General features: G+C 65.4%; 26 protein-coding genes. 15 read left to right on the top strand and 11 right to left on the bottom strand.

Features of this window, described 5'->3' with window-relative positions; all coding sequences use genetic code 11:
- The first annotated feature begins 3 nt into the window (after positions 1 to 3).
- From ROH8110_RS16835 to ROH8110_RS16815, 5 genes are read left to right on the top strand one after another with little or no spacing between them, the layout of a single operon-like run.
- Entirely contained in the window at positions 4 to 495 is a 492-nt protein-coding gene (locus tag ROH8110_RS16835; RefSeq protein ID WP_085818901.1) for a 4Fe-4S binding protein, read from the top strand.
- Positions 488 to 757, top strand: a complete 270-nt coding sequence (locus tag ROH8110_RS16830; RefSeq protein WP_085818900.1) for a chaperone NapD — start codon at positions 488 to 490, stop codon at positions 755 to 757. The genes ROH8110_RS16835 and ROH8110_RS16830 overlap by 8 nt, the downstream gene beginning before the upstream one ends.
- Positions 742 to 3,249: a periplasmic nitrate reductase subunit alpha gene (gene napA / locus ROH8110_RS16825; protein WP_085818899.1), complete on the top strand. Its 2,508-nt coding sequence runs from the start codon at positions 742 to 744 to the stop codon at positions 3,247 to 3,249. Before ROH8110_RS16830 ends, napA begins: the two co-directional genes overlap by 16 nt.
- On the top strand, positions 3,249 to 3,707 hold the full coding sequence (locus tag ROH8110_RS16820) for a nitrate reductase cytochrome c-type subunit (protein WP_170156519.1): 459 nt from the start codon (positions 3,249 to 3,251) through the stop codon (positions 3,705 to 3,707). Before napA ends, ROH8110_RS16820 begins: the two co-directional genes overlap by 1 nt.
- 1 nt (position 3,708) lies before the next feature.
- Complete coding sequence (locus ROH8110_RS16815) at positions 3,709 to 4,401, top strand: NapC/NirT family cytochrome c (RefSeq protein WP_085818897.1); 693 nt, start codon at positions 3,709 to 3,711, stop codon at positions 4,399 to 4,401.
- Between the two features lie 149 nt (positions 4,402 to 4,550).
- Here the strand turns inward: ROH8110_RS16815 and ROH8110_RS16810 are convergent, their stop codons facing one another.
- The 11 genes from ROH8110_RS16810 to ROH8110_RS18950 all read right to left on the bottom strand — a co-directional run bounded on the left by ROH8110_RS16810 (position 4,551) and on the right by ROH8110_RS18950 (position 15,048).
- A complete protein-coding gene (locus ROH8110_RS16810; protein ID WP_085818896.1) occupies positions 4,551 to 5,240 on the bottom strand; it encodes an SDR family NAD(P)-dependent oxidoreductase in 690 nt (229 codons plus the stop codon).
- A 49-nt stretch (positions 5,241 to 5,289) separates the two neighbouring features.
- Entirely contained in the window at positions 5,290 to 6,609 is a 1,320-nt protein-coding gene (locus ROH8110_RS16805) for an acetoin dehydrogenase dihydrolipoyllysine-residue acetyltransferase subunit (RefSeq protein WP_085818895.1), read from the bottom strand.
- A gap of 81 nt (positions 6,610 to 6,690) precedes the next feature.
- Positions 6,691 to 7,851 (bottom strand): TRAP transporter substrate-binding protein, encoded by a 1,161-nt coding sequence (locus ROH8110_RS16800; protein WP_085818894.1) that lies wholly within the window; start codon positions 7,849 to 7,851, stop codon positions 6,691 to 6,693.
- Positions 7,848 to 8,135: a hypothetical protein gene (locus ROH8110_RS16795; protein WP_085818893.1), complete on the bottom strand. Its 288-nt coding sequence runs from the start codon at positions 8,133 to 8,135 to the stop codon at positions 7,848 to 7,850. The genes ROH8110_RS16800 and ROH8110_RS16795 overlap by 4 nt, the downstream gene beginning before the upstream one ends.
- The gene (locus ROH8110_RS16790) at positions 8,132 to 9,073 is read right to left on the bottom strand and encodes an NAD(P)-dependent oxidoreductase (protein ID WP_085818892.1); all 942 of its coding nucleotides are present in this window, start codon (positions 9,071 to 9,073) and stop codon (positions 8,132 to 8,134) included. The genes ROH8110_RS16795 and ROH8110_RS16790 overlap by 4 nt, the downstream gene beginning before the upstream one ends.
- On the bottom strand, positions 9,070 to 9,528 hold the full coding sequence (locus tag ROH8110_RS16785; RefSeq protein ID WP_085818891.1) for a VOC family protein: 459 nt from the start codon (positions 9,526 to 9,528) through the stop codon (positions 9,070 to 9,072). Before ROH8110_RS16785 ends, ROH8110_RS16790 begins: the two co-directional genes overlap by 4 nt.
- Positions 9,525 to 11,765: an alpha-ketoacid dehydrogenase subunit alpha/beta gene (locus ROH8110_RS16780; protein WP_085818890.1), complete on the bottom strand. Its 2,241-nt coding sequence runs from the start codon at positions 11,763 to 11,765 to the stop codon at positions 9,525 to 9,527. Before ROH8110_RS16780 ends, ROH8110_RS16785 begins: the two co-directional genes overlap by 4 nt.
- Before the next feature lie 57 nt (positions 11,766 to 11,822).
- The gene (locus ROH8110_RS16775) at positions 11,823 to 13,127 is read right to left on the bottom strand and encodes a TRAP transporter large permease (protein WP_085818889.1); all 1,305 of its coding nucleotides are present in this window, start codon (positions 13,125 to 13,127) and stop codon (positions 11,823 to 11,825) included.
- 14 nt (positions 13,128 to 13,141) lie between these two features.
- Positions 13,142 to 13,654: a TRAP transporter small permease gene (locus ROH8110_RS16770; protein ID WP_211330793.1), complete on the bottom strand. Its 513-nt coding sequence runs from the start codon at positions 13,652 to 13,654 to the stop codon at positions 13,142 to 13,144.
- A 244-nt stretch (positions 13,655 to 13,898) separates the two neighbouring features.
- Positions 13,899 to 14,696 carry an IclR family transcriptional regulator gene (locus ROH8110_RS16765; protein WP_211330794.1) on the bottom strand — a complete coding sequence of 266 codons (798 nt, stop codon included), beginning with the start codon at positions 14,694 to 14,696 and terminating at the stop codon, positions 13,899 to 13,901.
- 184 nt (positions 14,697 to 14,880) lie between these two features.
- On the bottom strand, positions 14,881 to 15,048 hold the full coding sequence (locus ROH8110_RS18950) for a hypothetical protein (protein ID WP_245962875.1): 168 nt from the start codon (positions 15,046 to 15,048) through the stop codon (positions 14,881 to 14,883).
- On the opposite strand from ROH8110_RS18950, the gene ROH8110_RS16760 reads away from it, so the two are divergent.
- The 10 genes from ROH8110_RS16760 to ROH8110_RS16715 all read left to right on the top strand — a co-directional run bounded on the left by ROH8110_RS16760 (position 15,047) and on the right by ROH8110_RS16715 (position 26,155).
- Entirely contained in the window at positions 15,047 to 16,537 is a 1,491-nt protein-coding gene (locus ROH8110_RS16760) for an ABC transporter substrate-binding protein (protein ID WP_245962876.1), read from the top strand. The two genes, ROH8110_RS18950 and ROH8110_RS16760, sit on opposite strands and share 2 nt — an antisense overlap.
- 79 nt (positions 16,538 to 16,616) lie before the next feature.
- Complete coding sequence (locus ROH8110_RS16755) at positions 16,617 to 17,585, top strand: ABC transporter permease (RefSeq protein ID WP_085819069.1); 969 nt, start codon at positions 16,617 to 16,619, stop codon at positions 17,583 to 17,585.
- Between the two features lie 12 nt (positions 17,586 to 17,597).
- Positions 17,598 to 18,530 carry an ABC transporter permease gene (locus ROH8110_RS16750; protein WP_085818887.1) on the top strand — a complete coding sequence of 311 codons (933 nt, stop codon included), beginning with the start codon at positions 17,598 to 17,600 and terminating at the stop codon, positions 18,528 to 18,530.
- 23 nt (positions 18,531 to 18,553) lie between these two features.
- Positions 18,554 to 19,543 carry an ABC transporter ATP-binding protein gene (locus tag ROH8110_RS16745; protein WP_085818886.1) on the top strand — a complete coding sequence of 330 codons (990 nt, stop codon included), beginning with the start codon at positions 18,554 to 18,556 and terminating at the stop codon, positions 19,541 to 19,543.
- Positions 19,540 to 20,643, top strand: a complete 1,104-nt coding sequence (locus ROH8110_RS16740; RefSeq protein WP_085818885.1) for an ABC transporter ATP-binding protein — start codon at positions 19,540 to 19,542, stop codon at positions 20,641 to 20,643. Before ROH8110_RS16745 ends, ROH8110_RS16740 begins: the two co-directional genes overlap by 4 nt.
- Positions 20,643 to 21,278 (top strand): flavin reductase family protein, encoded by a 636-nt coding sequence (locus ROH8110_RS16735; protein ID WP_085818884.1) that lies wholly within the window; start codon positions 20,643 to 20,645, stop codon positions 21,276 to 21,278. Before ROH8110_RS16740 ends, ROH8110_RS16735 begins: the two co-directional genes overlap by 1 nt.
- The gene (locus ROH8110_RS16730) at positions 21,275 to 22,474 is read left to right on the top strand and encodes an amidohydrolase family protein (RefSeq protein ID WP_085818883.1); all 1,200 of its coding nucleotides are present in this window, start codon (positions 21,275 to 21,277) and stop codon (positions 22,472 to 22,474) included. Before ROH8110_RS16735 ends, ROH8110_RS16730 begins: the two co-directional genes overlap by 4 nt.
- Positions 22,474 to 23,964 carry an amidohydrolase family protein gene (locus ROH8110_RS16725; RefSeq protein WP_085818882.1) on the top strand — a complete coding sequence of 497 codons (1,491 nt, stop codon included), beginning with the start codon at positions 22,474 to 22,476 and terminating at the stop codon, positions 23,962 to 23,964. The genes ROH8110_RS16730 and ROH8110_RS16725 overlap by 1 nt, the downstream gene beginning before the upstream one ends.
- A complete protein-coding gene (locus tag ROH8110_RS16720; RefSeq protein WP_085818881.1) occupies positions 23,961 to 25,403 on the top strand; it encodes an amidohydrolase family protein in 1,443 nt (480 codons plus the stop codon). The genes ROH8110_RS16725 and ROH8110_RS16720 overlap by 4 nt, the downstream gene beginning before the upstream one ends.
- A complete protein-coding gene (locus tag ROH8110_RS16715; protein WP_085818880.1) occupies positions 25,400 to 26,155 on the top strand; it encodes an aspartate/glutamate racemase family protein in 756 nt (251 codons plus the stop codon). Before ROH8110_RS16720 ends, ROH8110_RS16715 begins: the two co-directional genes overlap by 4 nt.
- Positions 26,156 to 26,178 lie beyond the last annotated feature (23 nt).

Below are 26,178 nucleotides of genomic sequence, written 5' to 3'. Positions count from 1 at the left end.
GATATGTCGACACGGGCCACCCTATCCCGACGCGATCTGCTTCGCGGCCGCCCGCACCCGGAGCCCGGGAGGGCACGGCCACCCGGCGTATCGAAGCAGTCGCTGTCGGCCTGCACCGCCTGCGGGATGTGCGTTGACGCCTGTCCCGAACATATTCTTCACATCACGAAGGGCCTGGTTGCGCTGGATCCCGAGGCCGGGGAGTGCACCTTTTGCGGCGAATGCGCCGCCGCCTGTCCGGAGGGGGTGATCGCCGCTGATGGGGCAATGGCGCATGTGATGCAGATTTCCGACGATTGCCTTGTGAAGGCCGGGATCGCCTGCATGACCTGTCGCGATGTCTGTCCCGAAACCGCCATTTCCATGCGCCCGCGAATCGGCGGGCCATTCCTGCCCGAGTTGGACGCCACATCCTGCACCGGGTGCGCCGCCTGCTCGGCGGCCTGCCCGGCGGATGCAATCCATGCTGTCGAAAGGGTGCCCGAAAATGTCTGAGCCGCGCTGGCATGTCTCATCCGCCGTCGTCACCGTCGCCGAAGGTTCATGGCAGGGGGTGCGCCGAAATGTCGAGGCGCTCGACGGGGTGGAGGTGCATGGCGGCGACGACACGCGGCTCATCGTGACGATCGAAGGCACCAGCACCGGCCAGCTTGGCGACAGGCTGACCGAGATCAACCTGATGGAGGGCGTTCTGGTGGCCAACATGGTCTTTGAACACGCCGAGGAACCGGAGGATCCCACATGCCACTCGACCTGACCCGACGCCAACTTCTGAAGGCCCACGCCGCCGCGCTGGCAGCGTCTGCTGCGGGCTTGTCCGAGGCCGCGCTTGCGCAACCGGTTCCCGGCGGTGTCGATGCGCTGAAGATAAACTGGTCCAAGGCGCCCTGCAGGTTCTGCGGCACAGGGTGCGGCGTGATGGTCGGCGTCAAGGAAGGCAAGGTGGTGGCCACGCATGGCGACATGCAGCACGAGGTGAATCGGGGCCTGAACTGCGTCAAAGGCTATTTCCTGTCCAAGATCATGTATGGCGAGGACCGCCTGACGACACCGCTGATGCGCAAGCGGAACGGACAGTTCGACAAGGATGGCGAATTCGAGCCGGTCAGCTGGGACGAGGCGTTTGATGTCATGGCGGACCGCGTCAAGAAGCAGCTTGCCGAGAAGGGGCCGGAGAGCATCGGGATGTTCGGCTCGGGGCAGTGGACGGTGATGGAGGGCTATGCGGCGTCGAAGCTGATGCGGGCCGGGTTCCGCTCGAACAACCTGGACCCGAACGCGCGTCATTGCATGGCGTCCGCGGCGGCGGCCTTCATGCGGACCTTCGGCATCGACGAACCGATGGGGTGCTATGACGATTTCGAGCATGCCGACGCCTTCGTGCTGTGGGGTTCGAACATGGCCGAGATGCACCCGATCCTGTGGACCCGGCTGGCTGATCGCAGGCTTGGCACGCCGGGCGTGAAATGTGCGGTGCTGTCGACCTTCACGCACCGGTCGATGGACCTTGCGGACATTCCGATGGTGTTCAAGCCGGGCACCGATCTGGCGATCCTCAACTACATCGCCAATCACATCATCCAGACCGGCCGCGTGAACGAGGAGTTCGTGTCGAAGCACACGACGTTCATGAAGGGCGAGACGGATATCGGATATGGTCTGCGCGACGATCACCCGCTGCAAGTGGCGGCGCAGGGTGCCGGCAATGCCGGCCTGATGGAGCCGTCCGATTTCGAGGCGTTCAAGCAGCATGTCGCGGACTATACGCTGGAGTATGTCAGCGAACTTTCGGGGGTGGAGCCCGGATTTCTCGAAGAGCTTGCGGAGCTCTATGCCGACCCGGACACCAAGGTGATGTCGCTCTGGACGATGGGGTTCAACCAGCATGTGCGCGGGGTCTGGGCAAACCAGATGGTCTATAACATCCACCTGCTGACGGGTAAGATTTCCGAGCCCGGCAACTCGCCGTTTTCGCTGACCGGCCAGCCATCGGCCTGTGGCACGGCGCGGGAGGTGGGCACCTTTGCGCATCGGCTGCCGGCCGACATGGTCGTGACCAATCCCGAGCATGTCGAACACGCCGAGGATATATGGAAGCTGCCGCGTGGCCTGCTGAACACGAAGCCGGGCTTCCACGCCGTGCAGCAGGACCGGATGCTCAAGGACGGGGTTCTCAACTTCTACTGGATACAGGTGAACAACAACCTGCAGGCCGCGCCGAATGCGCAGAACGAGACCTACCAGGGCTATCGCAACCCCGACAACATGATCGTGGTGTCCGATGCCTATCCGACCGTGACGGCGATGGCGGCCGATATCGTTCTGCCTGCGGCCATGTGGGTCGAGAAGGAGGGCGTCTATGGCAATGCCGAGCGGCGCACCCATGCCTGGCACCAGCTGGTGGACGCGCCGGGCGAGGCGCGTTCCGATTTGTGGCAGCTGGCGGAGTTTTCCAAGCGATTCACCACGGACGAGGTCTGGCCCGAGGACATCCTGGCGGCCAACCCGGAATACCGCGGGCGCACGATCTTTGACGTGGTCTTCGCCAACGGCAAGGTCGATGCCTATCCGCTTGATGACATGCCCGAGGAATACGCCAACCACGAGGCACAGGATCTCGGCTTTTATATCCAGAAGGGCCTGTTCGAGGAATATGCCGCCTTCGGGCGCGGGCATGGTCACGACCTGGCCCCTTACGACACCTATCAGAGCGACGAGGTGCGCGGATTGCGCTGGCCCGTCGTCGATGGGAAGGAGACGAAATGGCGGTTCCGCGAGGGGTATGATCCCTACGTGGCCGACGGGAAGGGCGTGGAGTTCTACGGCAAGCCGGACGGGCGGGCCGTGATCCTTGCGGTTCCCTACGAGCCGCCGGCGGAAAGCCCGGACGATGCGTTCGATATGTGGCTGGTGACAGGGCGTGTTCTGGAACACTGGCATTCCGGGTCGATGACGATGCGCGTGCCCGAACTTTACAAGGCATTCCCCGGCGCCAAGGTGTTCATGAACGCGGTCGATGCCCGTGAACGCGGTCTGAACCAGGGCATGGAGGTGCGGGTCATCTCGCGTCGCGGCGAGATCCGCAGCCGGGTTGAAACACGTGGCCGCAACCGGATGCCCACGGGCGTGATCTTCGTGCCCTGGTTCGACGCCAGTCAGCTTATCAACAAGGTGACGCTGGACGCCACCGATCCGATCTCGAAGCAGACGGATTTCAAGAAATGCGCCGTGCGCGTGGAGCCGGTATGATGACACAGTTTCGTCTGACCGCGATTTTCGCCGCCTGCCTTGTCGCCAGCTTCGTGTTCGCGCAGGGCGTTCCCGAGCTTTCGGGATCGTCGCCCGATCCGATGGTGTCGAGCCCGGCCGAGCCGCTGAAGCAGTATGTCACCGACGATGTCCGCCAGATGCGCGCCTATCCCGAACAGCCGCCGGTGATCCCGCATTCGATTGAAGGGTATCAGCTTTCGGTCAATGCCAACCGCTGCATGTCGTGCCACAGGCGCGAACATACCGAAGGCTCGGGTGCGCCGATGATCTCGATCACCCACTACATGACCCGCGAGACGCAGATGCTGGCCGATGTGTCGCCGCGCCGGTATTTCTGTACGCAGTGCCATGTGCCGCAGGCCGACACGGCGCCACTGATCGGAAACAGTTTCACGGACATGTCCGAAATGGGTGTCAACGCCGCCGGGAGCGATTGACATGCGCTGGATCCTGAAACCTTTCCGCTGGTTCTGGCGGGTCTTGTGGACACCGGCCGGGACGCTTGGCCTCGGTTTCCTGACGCTGGGCGGCTTTGTCGGCGGTGTCGTCTTCTGGGGCGCGTTCAACACGGCGCTGGAATACACCAACACCGAGAAATTCTGCATCTCGTGTCACGAGATGGAGGCCAACGTCTATGAGGAGCTGTCGCGCACCGTGCATTTCTCCAATCGGTCGGGTGTCCGCGCCGGATGCCCGGATTGTCATGTTCCGCATGAGTGGACCGACAAGATCGCCCGCAAGATGCAGGCCTCGAAGGAGGTCTGGGGACATATCTTCGGCACGATCAGCACGCGCGAGAAGTTCCTCGATCACCGGCTTGTCATGGCCAAGCGGGAATGGTCGCGGTTGCAGGCCAATGACAGTCTGGAATGCCGTAACTGTCATACCGAAACCGCCATGGACCTCAGCCGTCAGTCACCGCGCGCGGCGCAGATCCACACGGAGTACCTGCTGTCGGGGGACAGAACCTGCATCGATTGCCACAAGGGGATCGCGCATGAACTGCCTGACATGACCGGGATCGAGCCGGGATGGACAGTGCCCGAAGACCTGCAGGGCGAGACGCAACCCGGGCTTGAAGATGGTGAAGAGGTCCAGAGTTACCTGACCGATACGGCATCCGAGTCATGAGGACGCGGGCAAGGCACCATGTGACGGGGGTGCCGCGCGCGTAGCTGGCGCGCGACAATCGCGGCAATCAGAGTGCCTTGCGCCCGCGTTCCGGGTCCGGAATGCCGGTTGGGATCAGCGGATCGGCAACTTTGCACCGCGTTGCATGGTCAATACTGGTCCTCGGGATCGCAGTTCACCATCATTTCCGCCAGCGACGCCGTGTTGGGCATGTCGAGCGCGAGCCCGACCATCTCGGCCACGTTCTCGGGCTGGGTCATGTTCTCGGGGGCGATGCCGGTGACGCCGCTGGTCATGTTGGTGCGGACGCGCCCCGGACAGATCGCGGTCGCGCGCACGCCATCCTCCCAGCCCTTGCGGCGCAGACCGTGGCTGAGGGCGAGGGCGGCGTGTTTGGTCACAGCGTAAGAGGCGCTGGCGGCGGAGCGGACACGCTTGCCCGACAGGGATACCAGCAGGATGACGCGGCCCTGCCCGCTGGCGCAAAGATCGGGCCAGGCCGCACGCGCGAGGCGGCGGGGGGATTTCACGTTGATCTCCCACATGCGTTCCAATGCGTCGTCCTCGATCTCGATCACGTCGTGCGGCGAGGTGACCCCAGCCGAGCAGATCACCGCGTCGATCCGGCCGAAACGGGCGCGGGCGGCGGCGACCCATTCCGCTTCGTCGCAGGCGGTCGCGTCATGGCGGACCACATGGGCATCGGGAAAGCGTTGCGCCAGGGCGTCAGGGTCGCGGGCGCCCAGCGAGAGCGACCAGCCGCGTTGCGTGAGCAGTTGCGCGATGCAGGCGCCGATGCCGCCGCTGGCGCCGGATATGAGGGCTACTCTGTTCTCCATGGGTCATGTCCTTTGAATTCTGTGAGGTCCGTCCGGCATCGTCGCGCGTTCAGGGCAACTGTGCCAGCAGCGGTTCGATCTGTTCCGGTATCTCATAATGGGGCATGTGGCCGACAGCCCGAAAGAGGTTGAGCGCCACGTGACCCGGCGCGTGAAGCGCGTGGCGCCAGGGGATCATGTGGTCTTCACGCCCCCAGATGATGCGCGTCGGCATGTCCAGCCGCTCAAGGGCGGCGCGCATGTCGAAGGCCTGAACCCCGTCGGGGAACAGCGCATCCGCCAGCGCCGATTGCGCCGCGCGCAGGGCGGGGTCGCGCCGCCCCGCCGCGGCGGCCTTCACATAGGACCAGCCGATCGCGTCGGGATCAGCGGTCAGGCGTTTCATCCAGGGACCGAGACTGTCGGCGCGGGTGGCGCGGCACATGCCCGCGACGGCGTCGCCGTTGATCTCGGGGCCAAGTCCCGCAGGCGCGATCAGGGTCAGCGACGCGATGCGGCGCGGGCGCGTATCGGCAAGCGCGAGCGCCAGCGCACCGCCAAGGGAATGGCCGACAAGGTGGCAGCGTTCGGTGTCGATGCCATCGAAGGCATGGCGAAGGTATCGCACGAGATCGGCGAAATCCGCGATCCGGCCCAGTGGCGAGCGGCCATGACAGGGGAGCTCGATCCGGTGAACCGGGCGATCGCGGCCAAGCGGCTTTGCGAGCTTGTCCCAGCCGGATGCGTCGGCAAGAAGGCCGTGGATCATCACCATCGGCAGGCGATCGCCACCGCCCGTGGAAAGCACCGAGAGCGGTCCGGGTGGGTTTTCGGGTTGCAGCGGCGGTGCGGCGGAGTCCGGGGCCGTCGCGTCGGCGGCGGCGAGGACATCCGATTTCTGGATGCGCGCGGCAGGGCCGGTGCCGGTCATGCCCTCGAGCGGGAGGCCACGGGACTCGGCCTCGGCGCGGGCGGCGGGAGTGGCGAGAACGCGGCCGCCCGACGGGGCGGCGGCGCTGGCGGGACGGGGGGCGGGTTCGCGCAGTGCGCGCGCCTGTGGGGCGGGCTTTTGCGCGGAGGGGGTGGATTCGTCCGGTGCGGCGCTGGCGGGCGCAGGCGCCGGAGCTTCGGGCGGCGACCCGACCTCTTCATCGGCGGCGTAGATCCAGGCGACCACGCTGTCGACGGGGGCGCTTTCGCCGCTCGGCAAGGCGATGTGGTGCAGGTGCCCGTCATGTTCGGCTTCCACCTCGACGGCGGCCTTGTCGGTCTCGATCTCGAACAGCACATCGCCCTTGGCGATCTTGTCGCCTTCGGCGCGGTGCCATGTTGCGATGCGGCCTTCTTCCATGTCCTTGTCGAGACGCGGCATCGTGACTTGATTGGGCATGCGTGACCTTTTCGTGAAGTGGTGCTGTTCGTGCGGCAGGGTGAGCCGCCCCCGACAGGCTGCGCCGGGGGCGGTGAGGGATCAGGCGTCGTGGACGTAGAGGCCGCTGTCAGTTTCCGCCGCTTCGCGCAGCTTCTCGAAGGTGTCGATGGAGCCGACCAGGTCCTTCTTGACGTCGTCCCATTCCGGGCGCTGGGCGCCAGCGGCTTCGACCCATTGGGCCATCTCGTCTTCGGTGGGCGAGTAGAACTGGACACCGGCGGCGGCCATTTCGTTCATCGCGAAGTTCCGCGAGGATGGCACCTGCGAGAGGTTTTGCAGGAAGGTGATGCGCGCACCCCATTCCACCGCCTCGCGGGTGTCGCTGTCGAGCGCATCGAACCATTCGGCGTTGCAGGAATAGACCCCGCCATCGGGCACCGTGCGCGTGAAGGTGACATGCGAGACGATGTCCTTGAAGCCGAAGAGGTTGAGCCCCATCACGTTGGGGTCAAGCGCGTCGGCCACGCCCTGGCGCAGTGCCGAGGGGGTTTCGCCCCAGGCGATCGGCGTCGGGTTGGCGCCCAGCAGGCTGTAGGTCTGGGCCAGGATCTTGGAGCCGGGCACGCGGAACTTGATCCCGCGGATGTCCTCGGGCGTCTTGACCGGCCCGTCGCGCAGCCCGCGCCGGACGCTGACGGTGCGCGGATCGACCGGCTGGTAGAGCAGCACCTTGAACCCGCTTTGGGCGACCCGTGCGTCGACTTCGGATTTCCAGATATCCGAGGTGACGAGGTTGACGAATTTCTGGTTGTCGCCGCACCAGAAGGGCAGGTTGATGATATCCACCGCCGAGGCGAAGGGCGCGAAATTGGCCATCGAGTGCTGAGCGGCCTGGATCGTGCCATTCTGGACCTTTTCGGCCAGTTCGGCACCCGCGCCAAGCGATCCGTTGGGCACAAGGCGCACATAGACCTTGCCGCGCGAGGCGTTCTGGATGTTTTCCTTGAGATGCAGCTGCATCACCGGGAAGGTGCGGGTGGTGCCAAGGCGATAGGCGGTGGCGATGGTCATGACGTGATCGGCGGCGGCCTCGCGTTCGGCCTCTTCGGCGCTGGTCTGCGCCTCGGCTGCCGGAACGCCGAGCGTGCCCGCGCCCACCGCCGCGACGGCGACGGTAAAGCCCGCGGTGCTGGCAAGTTTCAGGAAGTTGCGCCGGTCTTCGGAGCTGGGGGCTTCCATCGGGTTGTTGGGGGTGGTCATTGTCTCTCCTCCTCTGGTTGAAATTCATTTGTCCGGTCTGGTGAGTGCCGGGATTGTTGTTTTTTCCGCGTCTCTTCCCCGATCAGGAAGACGATCGCCAGGAACGTGCTGGCGAGCAGCAGCAGGAATTCGGTCTGGGCCGGGAGCCGGGGGGCGGTGAAGCCGCCCATCATCGCGGCCTTGGCGAGGATGATGCTGCCCGAGAAGATCGCGAAGAGCAGCAGCGCCACCAGCCCGGTGAGGCGGTGGGACAGGGTTCGCCGGGTGCGCGCGGGGGCGGTCATGGCGATTCCTCCTCCGGGTCGGCGGGGGCGGTCTTGGCCAGTTCCTCGATCAGCAGCAGCATGGCGGTGCAGTCGAGATCGCCCATATGCATCGGACCGGCGAGCGCGAAGAGATCGCGTGCGGGTGCGCCAAGCGAGAGCGGCACGCCGAGCTGTTGCGCCAGGGCCAGCCCCAGCGAGATGTCCTTTTCGCCCATCGAGAGCGGGAAATCGGGCGTGGTGTCGCCGCTGAGCACCTTGGCGGGGAAATTGACGTTGATCTGGCCGCGCCCGGCGGTGGTGCTTTGCAGCACATCCGTCGCCGCCATGCTGTCGATACCGGCGCGGCGTGCCATCGCCAGGGTTTCGGCGGTCATCACCATGCCGACCATAGCCATGTAATTGTTGACGATCTTCATGCGGATGCCGGAGCCCTTGGGGCCAAGATGCACGGCCTTGTCCGAGATCGGCAGGATCACCGGCTGGGCGGCATCGAAATCCTCGCGTGTACCGCCTGCCATGACAAGGAGCGTGCCTTGTGCGGCGTCTTTCGGGGTGCGCCCGACCGGTGCGTCAAGCACCCGCAGTCCGGCGTCCGAAAGGGCGTCGTGCAGGGCGATGCTGGTGTCGGGAAGGATGGTGCTCATCTCGAGGAGCAGCGCACCCTTGGCGGCGCTTTCGGCGATGCCGCCCGGCCCGAGGCAGACAGCTTTGACATGTTCGTCGCGCGGCAGGATCGTCATGATGATCTGTGCGCCCGCGCAGGCTTCGGCGACGCTGTCGCAAGGTTTGCCGCCGGTGGCCGCAAAGGATTGCAGGCGGCCGGGATCGATGTCGTGGCCGCGCACGTCATGACCTGCCGCGACCAGCCGCGCGGCCATGCCGCTGCCCATCGTGCCGAGACCGATGAATGCAACGGTGTGGGCGGGAACGTCGGGGATCGGGGCGGGCCGGGTCATGCCGGGGCCTCGGCGCGGAACTGCATGAACTCGACCACGAGGCCCTCGGGGCCTTGCAGGTAGAACACCTGGCTGACGCCGCCGCGCATGGACTGGGGTTCAGAGTTGGGCCGGTAGCCCGCCGCGATGGAGCGCTCATGGGCTTCGTGCACGTCGCTGACCTCGAAGGCGAGATGGGTGAAGCCGGTGTCGCATTGCGCGGGGGGCAGGGATTTCCCCTCGGGTCTGAAATAATGGAACAGTTCGACCCGGTGGTCGCCGCAGCGGTAAAGCCCCCAGCGCAGGCTGACATCGGGCAGGCCGACCACGGCGGAGAGTTCGGCCTCGCTGCGTTCGGGGATCTCTCCGTCGATGGCGAAACCGAGGAAATCCACCAGGAACCCGCGCATCGCGTCGAAATCCTGAACGCAGATGGCGGTGTGGTGGACGCGTTTCACAAGATCCGAGACGCTCATTTCATGACCTCCGTTCGGTTGAGATTGCGATCGCCGATGACCTGGCGCAGTGCCGCTTCGACGTCGCTGGCGCGCGCGAAGGCGGCCTCTTCGAGGACCTTAGAGACCACAGCCGAGGATTCGGTGCCGGTCACATGCAGGATCTCGTAGTCGAGCAGGTTGAACAGCCGCCGCTGCGCGTCGTTGACGATGCGCGAGCCGATCGAGGTGCCGCGCGTGGTCTGTTCCACCATCAGGAGCGCGTTGGTCTTGCGCAGGCTGGTTTCGATCGTGTCCCAGTCGAGCCCGAGCGGATCGAGCGTGCGCAGGTCGATCACCTCGGCATCAAGCCCGGTGCTGTCGGCGACCTCGCAGCAGATATCCACCATCGGCCCGTAGGTGAGGATCGTGGCATCGCGCCCCTGCCGCGCGACGCGGGCCTTGCCGAAAGGCACGATATAATCCCAGTCGCTGGCCGGCACGCGCCCCTTCTTGGAGAACAGCTGGTGATATTCCAGCACCAGAACCGGATCGTCACAGGCCACGGCGGCATTGAGTAGGCCGATATAGTCATGCGGCGTCGAGGCGGCGACAACGCGCCAGCCCGGATAGAGCGTGAAAAGCCCGGCGGCGTCCATCGAATGCTGTGAGCCGTAGCCGGTGCCTTGGGTGACGCGGCTGCGCACTACGACCGGAACCGGGAAGCCGCCGCCGAACATGTGCCGCACCTTGGCGATCTGGTTGAAAAGCTGGTCGGCGGCGACCAGCGCGAAATCGGGATACATGATCTCGACCACGGGGCGCATCCCGTTGAGTGCCGCCCCGAGCGCCACCCCGGTAAAGCCGTTTTCGCAGATCGGTGTGCCGAGCAGGCGGTCTGGGAAGCGCTCGCCGATGCCGCGCGTTGCGCCGGCGGTGCCGCCGCGCAGGCGGTGAACGTCTTCGCCCATGATGAAGAGATTGTCGAAACGCTCCATGTTGAGAAGCATCGATTCCGAGATCACGTCCTGAAAGCGGGCCTCGCGGCTGTCGGTTTCGGCGAGGTCGGATTCTTCCTGCTGGCGGCGGTCCTTCAGTTCCGAGAGATCGCCCCGGATGCCGAATTCCACGGTGGCCGGATCGGGCCAGAGGCTGGGCAGGAGGCGGCGGGAGTCGCCGCTGCCTTCGATCAGCCGGTCGAGCACCGCATCCACGGCGCCTTGCGCGCGGGTGCGCAGCCGGTCGGTGTCGGCGGCGTCGAGTATGCCCAGCCGTTCAAGCCGGGCCGGGAAGGTGCGGGTCGGGTCGCGTTCGAGCCAAGCGTCTTCCTCGTCCTTGTCGCGATAGCCGAAGGCGCTGCCCCGGAGCGGGCCGGACTGGTGGAGGTGGCGATAGGTGCGCGCCTCGAGCAGCACCGGCCCCGGCGTTTCGGCCATGAGGGAGCGGGCGATTTCCATCGCGCGGCGCGCGGCGATGACATCCATGCCGTCGAAGGTGATCGATGGAACGCCAAGCGCCAGCCCCCGCGCGCTGAGCCGGGTTTCGCGGGTCTGTTCGGAAAGGTGGGTCGAGACCGCGTAGAGGTTGTTCTCGACGACGAAGACGGTGGATGTCTTGTAGAGCGCAGCGAGGTTCATCGCCTCGTAGGCGGTGCCCATCTGCATCGCGCCATCGCCGAAGAAGGCGACGGAAATGGCATCGCTGCCGCGCATCCGGTCGGCCAGCGCGTAGCCCACGGCGTGGGGGATGTTGCCGCCGACAATGGCGTTGGAGCCGAGCACGCCCGCGCCCGGTTCACGCAGGTGCATCGAGCCGCCGCGCCCGCCGCAATAGCCCGACGAAAGGCCGAGGATTTCCGAATAGGTCGAGAACAGCACTTCCTGTGACTGCTGCGAGACCTCCTGTTCCAGCGGGTTGTAGCCCGCGACCCTGGCATGGTTCAGGGTTTTGGCGAGGAACTGGTGGTGCATCCGGTGCGTGCCGTTGATCTTGTCCGCCGAGTCGAGTGCCGACATCAGGCCGACGGCGGCGCCTTCCTGTCCTATGCTGGCATGGGCGGGACCGTGCAGCAGGCCTTCCTTGCTGAGTTCGAGCAGGCGTTCCTCGAAATGACGGATCAGGAAAAGCTGTTCGAGCATCGCGGCCAGTTCGGGCACGGGGACGGCGCGCAGGTCGTCGTCATCAGCGCTGAGCGTCCAGCAAGGGGTCTCGATCTCGAGCGGTGCGAGGTTTCGGCTGTCAGTCGCGCCGGGAAGAGGCTTGCTGGCGGGTTGCGACATGGAGCGGTTCCTTTCAGGTATGGCGGGTGGTTCGGATCCCGGCGCCGTGGCGCTGGGTCACATCCACCATGTTGATATTGCGGGCACGAAGGCGATCAGCAGCACGACGAGCAGCATGCTCAGCACATAGGGAAGCGCGCGTGCGGCGACCGACAGGATGGGCTGGCCGGTCACCGATGAGATCACGAACAGGTTGAGCCCGAGCGGCGGGGTGATGAAGCCCACGCCAAGCGAGGTGATCAGGAAGATGCAGAACTGGATGTCGTTCATGCCGATTTCCTGGGCGAGCGGGAACATGATCGGTGCGAGGATCACGATATTCGGGGTGGCCTCCATCACGCAGCCGGCCAGGATGAAGACACCCAGCATGAGCAGGATCGTGATGTTGGGATCATCGGTGATCGAGCGGATCAGGTCGGCGAAGCCCTGCGGCACCTGGACCAGCGTCAGCGCCTGCGCAAGCGGCAGGGCGACGGCGATGATCGGCACGATGATGCCGTTCACCTTGGCCGAGCTCCACAGCATTTCGGGCACGTCCGCGAAGGTGAGCGTGCCGCTGAAGAAGCCGATCAGCAGGGTCAGGGCGACGGCGACGGCGGCGGCCTCGGTCGGGGTGAAGATGCCGGAATAGATCCCGCCGAGGATCACGAAGGGAATGGAGAGCGCGAATTTCGCCTCCCAGAGCGCCAGAAACCAGTTGCGCAGGGAAAAGGACGCGCTGCTGTTCTCGTAGCCATGAATCCGGTTGAGGATGATGTTGGTCACCATGATCGAGACCAGCACCAGCACGCCGGGCAGGATGGCCGCGACGAACAGGCTGGCGGCCGAGATGCCGAGGATCATGCCGATGATGATATAGGCGATCGACGGCGGGATCAGGATGCCGGTGCAGGCGCCCGCCGCCACCAGCGCAGCGGCGTAGCCCGTGGGGTAGCCCTTTTCGACGAGGCGCGCGTAGGTCATGCGCCCGACGGCGGCGCAGCCCGCCGCGTCAGAGCCCGAGATGCTGGAGAAGAACCCGCAGCCCAGCACCGTCGAGGTGCCCATGCCGGAGCGCAGCGAGCCCATTGTGGCCTCGGCGAAATCCAGCAGTTTCTTGGACAGGCCGGTGCGCACCAGCGCATCGCCCGTCAGCAGGTAGAGCGGGATCGCGATCAGCGCGTAGTGGTTCACGCCACTGAACAGGCTTTCGCCCAGGAGCGAAAGCGGCAGTGCGCCCGTCAGCCAGAGCATCGTGAGTGCGGTGATCCCGAGCGCGACCCAGATCGGGATCGCCAGCAGGAACAGGACGCCCAGCAGGATCAGTGGGAAGATCACGTCCCAGCCGATGTCGAGCGAGGCTTCTGCGGTTTGATACAACATGCCTGTGTCCCCCTTCAGTCGAACAGTTTCTCGCCCGATGGCGGGGGCTGGTTGGCGCGAAAGGCGCGCATATCCGCCCAGAGCACGCCGAGGGCGCGCAGCAGGACGAGCGTGAAGCCGATCGGCACCGCCACCAGGAACCAGGCACGGGGCAGGCGAAGCCCCTCGGAGACCGAACCGAAGCGCAGCGAGGTGGCGATGGGTTCGAGCGACCAGTAGAAGGCGAAGGCGGCGAAGCCGATGATGGCAAGGCTGCCGATCATCGAAAGCAGTGTGGCGCCGCGCGGCGGCAGGATATCGGCAAGGATGGTGAAGCGGATATGCGAGCGGTTGCGCACGCCGACCGCCGCGCCGATCCACACGAGGTAGATGAAGGCGAAGCGCGCCGCCTCTTCGCCCCAGATCGACGAGAAGTCGAAGACGAAGCGGCGGATCACCTCGATGACGATGACAAGGACGATGAAGGCATAGAGCCAGAGCATCGCCAGGCGTTCGGCGTTGCGCCAGAGATTGGCGAAGCCGGTCATGCCGGGCGGCCCGATAAGGCCGATGCCGGGCGGGTCTGTCCCAAGGGGGTGTTCTGAACCATGCAACCCTCCTCCCAAAATGCTGCATAAGTCACTATGTGATCCACAATGGATCAATATTCGATCCGATGTCAATCGTGGGCGTTCGCGAATCCAACAGGATTCGGACATCCGACATGGCCGGGCGCGCCGCTTGAGGGCGAGTCTTTATTGTTTTCGGGTGGTTAGGGCGGTGCGGTAGAAATCAGTCCGGGTAGCACTTGGCGAGGTTGGCGGCGGCGGTTTTCATGGCGGGCAGGAAATCGCGGAGGCCCTCGAGGGTCTGGCGGGCGCTGGGGGCGACCAGGGCGAGGCCCATGCTGTGCTGATTCTGCTTGAACAGGACCGGCACGGCGATGCCGATGACGCCTTCGAAACACTCCTCGTTGTCGAAGGCAACGCCGGTGTCGCGGATGTTGTCAAGTTCGGCCTCGAGTGCGTCACGGGCGCAGATCGTGTTGTCGGTGCGCCGAGACAGGGTCATCGCATCGAGGTATTTGCGGCGCTGGGCCTGGGGCATGTTGCTGAGGAGAACCTTGCCGATGGCCGAGCAATGCAGCGGCACGCGGCTGCCCACATCGAGGCGGAATGCCAGCGGCCAGATCGCCTCGACCCGGTCCAGATAAACGATCTGCCCCGAGGATACCGCGCCGACATTGGCGGTTTCGCGGGTGTCGATGACAAGCTGCCTCAGGATCTCGTGCCGTGGTCCGCGCGAGGCGGCCCCCTCGAGCACGTCGCCGGCGATGTGAAGGAGCTCGTCGCCTTCGATGATGCGGGTGCCGCCGCCATCGCGTTTGAGCATGCCCAGTTTGATCAGGTTGCTGATCAGGCGGTTGGCGGTGGGCCGGGGCAGCGAGAGTTCCTCGGCGATTTCGGACACGGTTACGGAGTGGCGCGCCGACGAGGTGACATACTGAATGATCTGAAAGGCTTTGGCGACTGTTCCCGACCCGTTGCTGGCCGCCGTTTCGAGGCGCTTTTCATTCATGGAAGTCGTCACTCTGATGGTCGTCGGGGTCTGGGAAGATTCCGGCAATGTCGCGGAATGGGAAGGTTATCCGATTGTCCCGGAGAGGGCAATCGCGCCAGGGCAAACAGAGGGCCGGCGCGTAAGGCGATGATTTCACGCGCGAAACTGGCACAAATTCTTGTTAACAAAATTACGTAAAAAAATCCCTTGATTGTCAACAAAAATTGGATACGATTTTGAGAACGCTGCCGCAGAAGCGCGCTACCTGAATATCCAACATGGAGAAAACAATGACTTTTGCATCCCGTCTCACATCCGGATTGGCCGCCACCGCGATCGCAGCGCTTATGGCGGGCGCCGCCGGGGCGAACACATTGCGCATGGCCGATTCCACCGACATCGCGGCGATGGACCCGCATTCGATGACCGAGAGCAACACGATCGGGTTCCTGAACCATGTCTATGAAGGGCTGGTGCGCTACAATCAGGATCTGGAGGTCGAGCCCGCGCTGGCCACGTCCTGGGAATTCGTCGAACCGACGCGCCTGCGCTTCAAGCTGCGCGAGGGCGTCAATTTCCACAACGGCAATCCCTTTACCGCCGATGACGTGGTTGCCTCGCTGGAGCGGGCGGCGCATGAGACATCGCCGGTCAAGAGCAACATTCCCGGCATGAAATCCATCGAGAAGGTGGATGAGTATACGGTCGATCTTGTGCTGTCTGGGCCGGACCCCATCGTGCTGAACTACCTGACCAACATCCTGATCCTCGACCAGGAATGGATGGCCGAGCATGACGCGCTGCTGCCGGCCGACATGCGCGGCGGGCGCGAGAACTATGCGGTCGCCAATTCCAACGGCACCGGGCCGTTCATGCTGGAGAGCCGCCAGCCCGATGCGCGCACCGTGCTGACCGTCAACGAGGATTGGTGGGACGAGCCGGAACACAACCTGACCCGGATCGAGTTCAGCCCGATCGGATCGGACGCGACGCGCATTGCCGCGCTCCTGTCGGGCGAGCTCGACTTCATCACCCCGGCACCTCTTCAGGATGTCGGGCGCATCGAGCGTGCCGACGGGGCCTCGGTGATCGTTGCGCCGGCGCTGCGCACCATCATGCTGGGGATGAACCACACCGACAAGCTGCACAATTCCAACCTGACCGACAAGAACCCGCTTCAGGATGTGCGGGTGCGCCAGGCGCTGTGGCGGGCGATCGACATGGAGCTGATCCGCAAGAAGATCATGCGCGACATGTCACGCAACACCGCGCTTCTGGTGGCGCCGCCGGTGCCGGGTTACAGCGAGGAGCTGGACGTGCTGCCGCCCGCCGACGCCGAAGCGGCCAAGGCGCTGCTGAGCGAGGCCGGTTATGGCGATGGTTTCGAGGTCGGTTTCGACTGCCCCAGCAGCCGCTATGTCAATGACGAGGAAATCTGCCAGGCGATCACTGCCATGTGGGCGCGGATCGGCGTCGATGCGCAGCTGACATCCCAGACTCCGTCCAAGCATTTTGAAAAGGTCCTGGCCGGGGGCGCGGATATCTTCATGGTGGGCTGGGCGACGCTGCCGATGCTGGACAGCTACAGCGTGTTGTCGGCCCTGTTGCACACCAAGGGCGACCGCATGGGCGCCTGGAATCCCGGTGGCTATTCCAACCCCGAGCTGGACGCGCTGACGGACAAGGTGGCGGTCGAGCTTGACGTCGAGAAGCGCAATGCGATGATGAGCGAGGCGCTCAAGATCGCGCGTGACGAGGTTGCCATGATCCCGCTGCACCAGCAGCCGCTGGCCTGGGCGGTGCGCGATGGCGTGAACATTCCGATCACCGCCGACAACAAGCCGCGCCTCTGGTACGCGACCATCGAGTGATCCGCGACGGGTGGGCCCGGCGGTTGCGCGCGGGCCCATTCATCTTTCCGTCCACCTGTCCAACCCGGAGGGTTCCATCATGGTAGCGTTCGTCATTCGCCGTTTGCTTCAGTCCGTCCTGGTGATGCTGGCTGTCGCCCTTATCGCCTTTACGATGTTCCGGTTCATCGGCGACCCGGTGAACAGCATGTTGCCGGAAAACGCAACGGCGGAGGATCGCCAGACGCTGCGCGAGAACCTGGGGCTGGATCAGCCGGTGACCGTTCAGTTCACCCGCTTCGTGAGCGGTGTCGCGAAAGGTGAGTTCGGTATTTCCTACCGCAACAAGCGCCCGGTGGCCGAGATGATCGCCGAGCGGTTGCCCGCGACGCTGGAACTGGTCCTGGCCGCGGCGGTCTTTGCGCTGCTGCTGGGCGTGCCGATCGGGATCTACACTGCGCTTCATCCCAAGGGGGTGCTGAGCAATATCCTCAATATCGGGTCGCTGATCGGGATCTCGGTGCCGACATTCGTCACCGGTATCCTGCTGATCCTGATCTTCTCGGTCTGGCTGAACTGGCTGCCTTCGTTCGGGCGCGGCGAGACCGTGCAGATCGGCTGGTGGAGCACCGGATTCCTGACGGTGAGCGGCCTGAAGTCGCTGATCCTGCCGGCGATCATGCTGGGCCTCTTTCAGGTCACGCTGATCATGCGGCTGGTGCGGGCCGAGATGATGGAGGTCCTGCGTTCGGACTTCGTGCGCTTCGCCAAGGCGCGCGGGCTGACCAACCGGGCGGTGAATTTCGGCCATGCGCTGGGCAATACGCTGATGCCGGTGATCACCATCGTCGGTCTGCAGCTGGGATCGATGATCGCCTTCGCGATCATCACCGAGACCGTGTTCCAGTGGCCGGGGATGGGCCTGCTGTTTATCCAGGCGGTCAGTTTCGCCGATATCCCGGTGATGTCCGCCTACCTGGTGCTTGTCGCGCTGGTATTCGTGGCGATCAACATGATCGTCGATCTTCTCTACTTCGCCATTGACCCGCGCCTGTCGGTTCGGGCGTGAAGGAGACCTGACATGGCCCTTGAAGTCTTTCCCCAATCTCGCATCGCGGCGATCCTGAAGAGCGACATCTTCTATCGTTTCCGCACTTCCTATGTGACCGTGGCGGCGGCCATCGTGACGCTGTGTATCGTGATGGCGGCGTTGCTGGCGCCCTGGATCGCGCCGCATGATCCCTTCGATGTTTCGACGCTGAGCCTGTGGGACAGCGAATTGCCCCCGGTCTGGGTGGAGGGCGGCGATCCGCGTTTTCTTCTCGGAACCGACAACCAGGGCCGCGATGTTCTTTCGGCGATCCTTTACGGTTCGCGCATTTCGCTGGCGGTAGGGTTCGTGAGTGTCGCGCTGGCGATGGTGATCGGCATCGTCGTGGGCCTGGTCAGCGGATATTTCGGTGGCATGGTGGATGCGTTCTTCATGCGGATCGCCGACGTGATGCTGAGCTTTCCGACGATCCTGGTGGCGCTGCTCGTCAGCGGGATCGCACGGGGCGCGCTGCCGCGCGAGATGCATGACAGCGCCGCGCTGATCGTGCTGGTCTTTGCGATCACGGTGACGACCTGGGTGCAATATGCCCGCACCGTGCGGAGTTCGACGATGGTCGAGCGCGGGCGCGAATACGTGTTTGCCGCGCAATTGGTCGGGCGGCGCCCGCTCGCCATCCTGTTCCGGCATATCCTGCCCAACGTGATGGGGCCGGTCCTGGTGATCGCGACGATCAACCTGGCGATGGCGATCCTGATCGAGGCAACGCTGTCCTTCCTCGGGGTCGGGATGCCGCCGACGAACCCGTCGCTGGGCACGCTGATCCGGGTGGGCAACGAGTATCTGTTCTCCGGCATCTGGTGGGTGGTGATCTTTCCGTCGCTGACGCTGGTGGCGCTGGTGCTGGCGGTGAACCTGCTGGGCGACTGGCTGCGCGACGCCCTCAATCCGAAGCTGCGCTGAAGCCGAGAAAAGGAGCGATCAAGATGACCGCACAATCAAAAACGTCCCCGCTGCTGTCGGTGCGCGATCTGTCAATCTGCTTTGATACGCGGCACGGACCGCTGCGCGCGGTGGACGGGATCACCTTTGACCTGGCGCCGGGCGAGATCCTGGGCATGGTCGGTGAATCGGGTGCCGGCAAATCGCTGACCGGCACCGCCATCACCGGCCTGCTGGAGCGCCCGGGCCGGATCGATCGGGGCGAGATCCGTTTCGAGGGGCAGCGGATCGACAACCTGCCCGCGGAAGCGATGCGCCGGTTGCGCGGCCGCAAGATCGGGGCGATCTTCCAGGATCCGCTGACCAGCCTCAATCCGCTGATGACGGTGGGGCAGCAGCTGATCCAGACGATCCGCACCCACATGAACCTGAGCCGCGAGGCCGCGCGCCGCCGCGCCATCGAGTTCCTGGGCGAGGTCGGCATTCCGGCGCCGGACGCGCGCATCGACCAGTATCCGCACCAGTTCTCGGGGGGGATGCGCCAACGGGTCGTGATCGCGCTGGCGCTGTGCGCCGAGCCGTCGCTGGTCATCGCCGACGAACCGACGACCGCGCTTGACGTGTCGATCCAGGCGCAGATCCTGGACCTGCTCAAGCGGATGTGCCGCGAGCATGGCGCGGCGGTGATCCTCGTGACCCATGACATGGGCGTGATCGCCGAAACCGCCGACCGGGTGGCGGTCATGTATTCGGGCCGCGTGGTCGAGATCGGGCCGGTGGAAAAGGTCGTGCGCGCGCCGCATCACCCCTACACCAAGGGGCTCATGCAATCGATTCCGCGCATCGGATCCAATGCCGAGCGCCTGACCCAGATCGACGGCGCGATGCCGCGCCTGACTGCCCTGCCCACGGGATGCGCTTTTCATCCGCGCTGCCCGAAGGCGTTCGACGCCTGCAGGAGCACGAAACCGGTCGCCGTGCCGGTCGAGGGCGGCGCCGTCGCCTGTCACCTTTATCAGGGAGAACCGGTATGAGCGCTGTTTCAACATCCGCCACATCCTCTGCTGCAACAAGCGCATCGGGCGAGCCGCTGGTGTCGCTGCGCGGGCTGTCCAAGACCTTCGACCTGTCGCCGCCGCTGCTGAACCGCATGATCGAGCGCAAGGGCAAGAGCTTTCTGCGGGCCGTGGACGGTCTGGATATCGACATTCCGCGCGGCAAGACCTTCAGCCTCGTGGGTGAATCGGGCTGCGGGAAATCGACCGTGGCCAAGCTGGTTGTCGGGCTGCATGCCGCCTCGGGCGGGAAGATCCGATTTGACGGCACTGACCTGACGGGGCTGCATGCCTCGGCGCGGGGCACGTATCGGCAACGGATCCAGATGATCTTTCAGGATCCCTATGCCAGCCTCAATCCCAGGTGGCGCGTGCGCGACATCATCGCCGAGCCGCTGCGCAGTTTCTCGATCACCTCGGGCCGTGCCGAGGAGCAGCGGGAGGTCGGCCGCCTGCTGGAGATGGTCGGCCTGTCGGCGCAGGATGGCGACAAGTTCCCGCACCAGTTTTCCGGCGGTCAGCGACAGCGCATTTCGATCGCGCGGGCGATTTCGTCGAAACCCGACTTCCTGGTCTGCGACGAGCCCACATCGGCGCTGGACGTGTCGGTCCAGTCGCAGGTCCTGAACCTGATGCGGGATCTGCAGGCCGAACTGGGGCTGACCTATCTGTTCATCAGTCACGACCTGGCGGTGGTGGATTTCATGTCCGATTATGTCGGCGTCATGTATCTGGGCCGCCTGGTCGAGGCGGGCCCGGCGCAGCGAATCTTCGAGGCGCCCGAGCATCCCTATACAAGGCTGCTGATGGACACCGTGCCCGACATCACGATGGCGCGGCGCGATCGCGTGGCCGTCACCGGCGAGGTGCCCAACCCGATCACGCCGCCGCCGGGCTGTTCCTTTAATCCGCGTTGCCCGCTGGCCAGTGATATCTGCCGCGCGCAATCGCCCGATCTGGTGGCGCGCGAGGGCGGCACGCGCGTTGCCTGCCATGCGGTGACTGGCGCCGATGGCTCATCGGGTCGCCCCGGCGCCGCGGGGCGCGCGCCGATGGAGCTGGCGCGGGGGGTTGCGTGATGGAGTTCGATTTCGAGCAACTGCCGCCACAGGACCGTTACCGCCTGCTGTGCAGTTTCGTTGCGCCGCGCCCCATCGCGCTGGTCACGACGGCCAGTGCCGAGGGCGCGCCGAACGCCGCGCCGATGAGCTTTTTCAACGTGTTCTCGCAGGATCCGCCGATCGTGATCCTGGGCATCCAGACGCGCCCCGACGGGGTCGAAAAGGAGACGATGCGCAATATCCGGCGGTCGAGCGAGTTCGTGGTCAACCTGTGTGACATGGCCATCGCGCAGCAGATGGTGGATTGCGGCATCAACTTCCCCGACGATGTGGACGAGGTGGCGCTGACCGGGATGAACCATGCGCCGTCGCTGAAGGTCGCGCCGCCGAGGGTGCGCGAGGCGCCCGCTTCCATGGAATGCCGCGTGTCGCAGATCATCGATTATCCGCGCCGCGCGATCGTGCTGGGCGAGGTGGTGCAGATGCATGTGCGCGAGACCTGCCTTGACGAGGCCGGGCGCTATGTGCGCGAGGATGTCTATCAGCCGGTGGCCCGGCTTCATGCGGATAATTACATCGTTTCGGACCGGCAGTTCGTGCTGACCCCGAGCGAGGCGCTTGCGGGCAAAGATCAGACCAAGAGGCCGGCATGAGCAACGATATCCTGCTGCGAAACCTGCGCCCGTTCGGCGCTGACGCCACCGATATGCTGATCCGGGACGGGCGCATCGCGCGCATCGCCCCCGGCCTGCCCGCCGAGGACGGCCTGCCTGAGGAGGATTGCGGCGGCGCGATCCTGCTGCCGGGGCTGGTCGAGGCGCATACCCATCTGGACAAGACCCTGTGGGGCATGGGCTGGCGCGAACATCAGGCCGGCCCGGCGCTGCGCGACAAGATCGACACCGAGCGCCGGTTGCGGCGCGAATGGGATATTGAACCGCATCGCCAGTCGATGCGCCAGGCGCTGTTGTCGCTGGGGCATGGGTCGACCGCCATTCGCAGCCATGTGGACGTGGATACCGAGGTGGGGCTTGCCGGGATCGAGGGCGTCGCGGCGACCCGCGCGGCACTGGCGGACCAGGTCGATATCGAGATCGTCGCCTTTCCGCAATCGGGGCTGATGTCGCGCCCCGGCACGCTGGAATTGCTGGACGAGGCCCTGCGCGGCCCGGCGGATGTGGTCGGCGGGCTCGACCCCTGCGGGATCGACGCGGACCCCAAGGGGCAGCTGGATGCGGTTTTTGCGCTGGCCGAGAAACATGGCAAGCCCATCGACATCCATCTGCACGAGCCTGGTGAGCTGGGCGCCTTCAGCATGGAGATGATCATCGAGCGCACGCGTGCCCATGCCATGCAGGGCAAGGTCACGATCAGCCATGCCTTTTGTCTGGGTATGCCTGACCGTGACCGGGCACGCGCGTTGGTGGGCGAACTGGCCGATGCGCAGATTCACGTCGCCACGGTTGCAACGCCGTCGCGCCCGGTGCCTTTGGCCGAGGATCTGCGCGCGGCGGGTGTCGTGCTTTGCGCGGGGTCGGACGGGATCCGCGATACATGGGGCCCTTACGGAAATGGCGACATGCTGGAGCGCGCGATGCTGCTGGGGCTGCGCAACAACCTGCGGGCCGACCGTGACGTGGAACATGCACTGTGGTGCTGTTCCTGGGGCGGCGCGCGGGTGATGGAGCTTGACGGTTACGGCATCGAAGAGGGATGCCGCGCCGACCTGGTGTTGGTCGAGGCCGAGAGCGTGACTCATGCGGTCGCCGCACGCCCGGCGCGGAAGCTGGTACTGAAGGCGGGGCGCGTCGTTGCCCGCGACGGCCGGGCGCTGAGAGAGGCACCGTGATGGGACAGCACCGAGAGAAGGGCCGTATCCTGATGCGGGCGGCGTGGGTGGTCGGCCATGAGAATGGCCGCCATGTGCTGATCCCCGATGGCGAGCTGGTGTTCGAGGATGGCGCGGTCATCTATGTCGGGCATCGTTTCGAGGGAGAGGTGGCCGAGCGGCATGATTGCGGCAGGGCGCTGATCGGGCCGGGCTTCGTGGATCTGGATGCGCTGGGCGATCTGGATACCACCGTGCTGGGGTTCGACAACCAGCCCGCTTGGAAGAAGGGGCGCGTCTGGCCGCAAAGTTACATGGAGGCCGGTCCGCGCGAGATGTATGCGCCCGAGGACCTGGTCTGGCAGAAGCACTATGGCTTCACGCGCCTCATTCGCAACGGTATCACCACGGCCTTGCCGATCGCTTCGCTTTTCTATCGTGAATGGGGCGAGACATGGGACGAGTTCGCCGGTGCCGCCGAAGCCGCCGAGGCGCTGGGCCTGCGGGTTTACCTCGGGCCGGCCTATCGCAGCGGCAACACCTATGTCACCGCGCCGGGCGAGATCGCGTTTCATTTCGACGAGGCGCGCGGGCTTGAGGGGCTGGAGCAGGCCGAACGTTTCTGCACCGCTTTCGAGGGGCGCGCCGGGGGGCTGGTGCGCACCATGCTGGCGCCCGACCGGATCGAGACCTGCACCGAGGCGCTCTTGACACGCAGCGCCCAGGTGTCGCGTGACTTGGCGGTGCCGGTTCGCCTGCATTGCTGCCAGTCGGCGTTCGAGTATCAGAGCGTTCTGGACATGCATGGCAAGGGTCCGCCCGAATGGCTGCGCGATATCGGCTTTCTGTCCGAGCGCGCGATCCTGCCGCATCTGACCTATATCGCCGGGGTGAACGGGATCGCGCATGATGCGCCCGACCTCGAGATCCTGGCCGAGAGCGGCGCGTCGCTGGCGCATTGTCCGCTGGTCATGGCACGGGGCGGTACGATGCTGCGGGATTTCGCGCGCTATCGCGATGCCGGGCTGCGGATCGGCATGGGCACGGATACCCATCCGCCTGACATGATCCTGAACATGCAGATCGGGCTGATGACGGCACGCATGGCCGCGGGCGATGCGCAGGCGGTGCGCGCAGGTGATCTTTACGACGCTGCCACGCTGGGCGGCGCGGATGCGCTCGGGCGGCCGGACCTGGGGCGGCTTGAGCCGGGTGCGCGCGCCGATATCACGGTGATCGGGCTGGATGACCCGGCCATCGGGCAGGTGATCGACCCGATTCAGACCTTGCTGCTGAACGGCGCAGGGCGTGACGTGCGCAGCGTCGTGATCGACGGGCGTTTCGTCATGCAGGAGGGCGTCATTCCCGGCGTCGACCACCACGCCCTGCACGAGGGCGCGCAGGCGCGTTTCGACGCTATGGTCGCGCAATATCCCGACCGCACGCTGAACCACCCACCGGTCGAAGAGATTTTCGAGCCGACCTATCCCATCAAGAAGGACCTCGCATGACCGATATTCTGATCCGCCACGCCACCGCGCTCACGCTCGATCCCGAGCGGCGCGTCATCGAGGACGCGGCGATCGCGGTAAAGGGCGACCGGATCGAGGCCATCGGGCGCGACGGTGATCTGGCGCATCTGGCTGATACCGCCGTCGAGGTGATCGACGCGCGCGGGATGGCGGTCATTCCGGGCCTGATCGACTGCCATTCGCATGCGGGACACGGGCTGGTACGGGCAATGGGGGCGGGCGACGTGCAGGCCTGGTTCGGCGCCTGCGAGACACTTTACGCGGGCGGCACAGATGTCGGTTTCTGGCGGGCCGAAGCGCGTCTTTCGCTGCTGGAGCGTTTGATGGGCGGGGTCACGACCTGCGTCACGCTGCTGGGCGGGGGTGCCGACATTTATCGCACTGATGATCCGGCGTTCGGCGATGCGCATTGCGCGGCGACGCGCGAAAGCGGCCTGCGCACGATGCTGGCGGTGGGGCCGGGGCGCGCGCCTTTCCCGCAGAATTATCGCGGGCCGGACGGCGGGGCGAAGCCGCTGAGCTTTGAGCGCCAGCTTGAGGTCAGCGAAGACCTGATCGCGCGCCACAACGATATCCTGGAGCGGCGCACCGGCATCTGCCTTGTGATGCCCGTTTATGCCCCGCCGGGAAAAGACCCGGCGCCGGAAAACGAAATCCGCAGCATGAGCGAGGCGGTCGCCGCGCTGCGCGCGCGCCACGGCGTTCTGTTCACGCAGGACGGCCACCGTGAGGGCAGCATCGCCTATGCCCATGCGCTGGGGCTGTTGGGGTCATTCGCGCTGTTGTCGCATTCGGTCGACCTGACCGAGGAGGACATCGTGGCGCTGGAGCAATCCAAGGCCGCCATCGCCCATAACCCGAGCGCGATCATGTCGATCCTCGGCCGCTGCCCCGCACCCGAGATGGTCGAACGCGGCATATGCGTTGCGCTTGGCTCGGATGCGGCCGCGCCGGACCGGGGTTACGACATGTTCCGGCACATGGCGCAGGCGATGCATTATCACCGCCGCCATTTCGCCGATCCCTCGGTCCTGCCGGAAGGCAAGGTGCTGGAAATGGCGACGATCGACGCCGCGCGCGCGCTGGGCCTCGAGGACGAGATCGGCTCGCTCGAGACGGGCAAGAAGGCGGATATCGTGCTGGTCGACATGCGCAAGCCGCATATGACGCCATCGACGATGCCGCTGCATGCGCTGACCCATTTCGCCAACGCGGCGGATGTGGACACGGTGATCGTCGACGGGCGCATCGTCATGCGCGGGCGTGCCGTCGCGACGATGGACCCCGAAGCGGTGATGCAAGAGGCGACGCAAGCCGCCGAACAGGCCATCAGCGATGCAGGTCTGGGTGACCTGCGCGCCGAACCATCTTGGCTGTGGCGAAACGCACGAAATCCGGCAGGGAGGCGCAGGGCATGAAACTACTGGTCGTGAACCCCAACACAACAGCGTCGATGACGGCGAAGATCGGCAGGGCCGCCGAGGCCGTCGCGCGCGCCGGCACGCAGATCATCGCAACCCAGCCCCGCAGCGGCCCGGCCAGCATCCAGGGCTTTCACGATGTGGCCAACAGCCTGCATGGCCTGCTGGAGGTGGCCGAGCGCCATCCCGACGTGGATGCGGTTGTCGTGGCCTGTTTCGACGATACCGGGGTCGATGCGCTGCGCTGCATGTTCGACGGGCCAGTGATCGGCATCGGCGAGGCGGCGTTTCACGCCGCCAGCATGGTGTCCTGCCGCTTTTCGGTCGTCACTACGCTGTCGCGCTCGCTGCCGGGATTGCGCGACAACCTCGAGCGCTACGGGCTGTCGCGGCGTTGTGCCAGCATCCGGGCGACGGATGTGCCGGTTCTGCAGCTTGAAAGCGACGGTGCGGGGGCCGAGGCGCTGATCGCCGCCGAGATCGGCGATGCGGTGGAGCGGGATGGCGCGGATGCGATCGTGCTGGGCTGTGCGGGCATGGCCGATCTCAATGACAGGCTGTCGCGCCGCTTCGGGCTGCCGGTGATCGACGGGGTTTCCTGCGCGGTGACGATGGTGGAGGCCCTTGTCGCGGCGGGGCTGTCCACATCGAAGGCGGGTGGCTATACCAACGCCGCACGCGGGCGCCTTGCGCATGAGCAGGAAACCGCGCCGGACGCGCAGGGGCAGGCCAGGTCCGCCGCCACCTGAAGGGGTGCGCGGACGGGGGCGGG

Origin of the sequence: Roseovarius halotolerans (assembly GCF_900172255.1) — a bacterium.
In the GTDB taxonomy this organism is placed as follows: domain Bacteria; phylum Pseudomonadota; class Alphaproteobacteria; order Rhodobacterales; family Rhodobacteraceae; genus Roseovarius; species Roseovarius halotolerans.
This window is presented reverse-complemented; position numbering and strand designations above follow the sequence as displayed.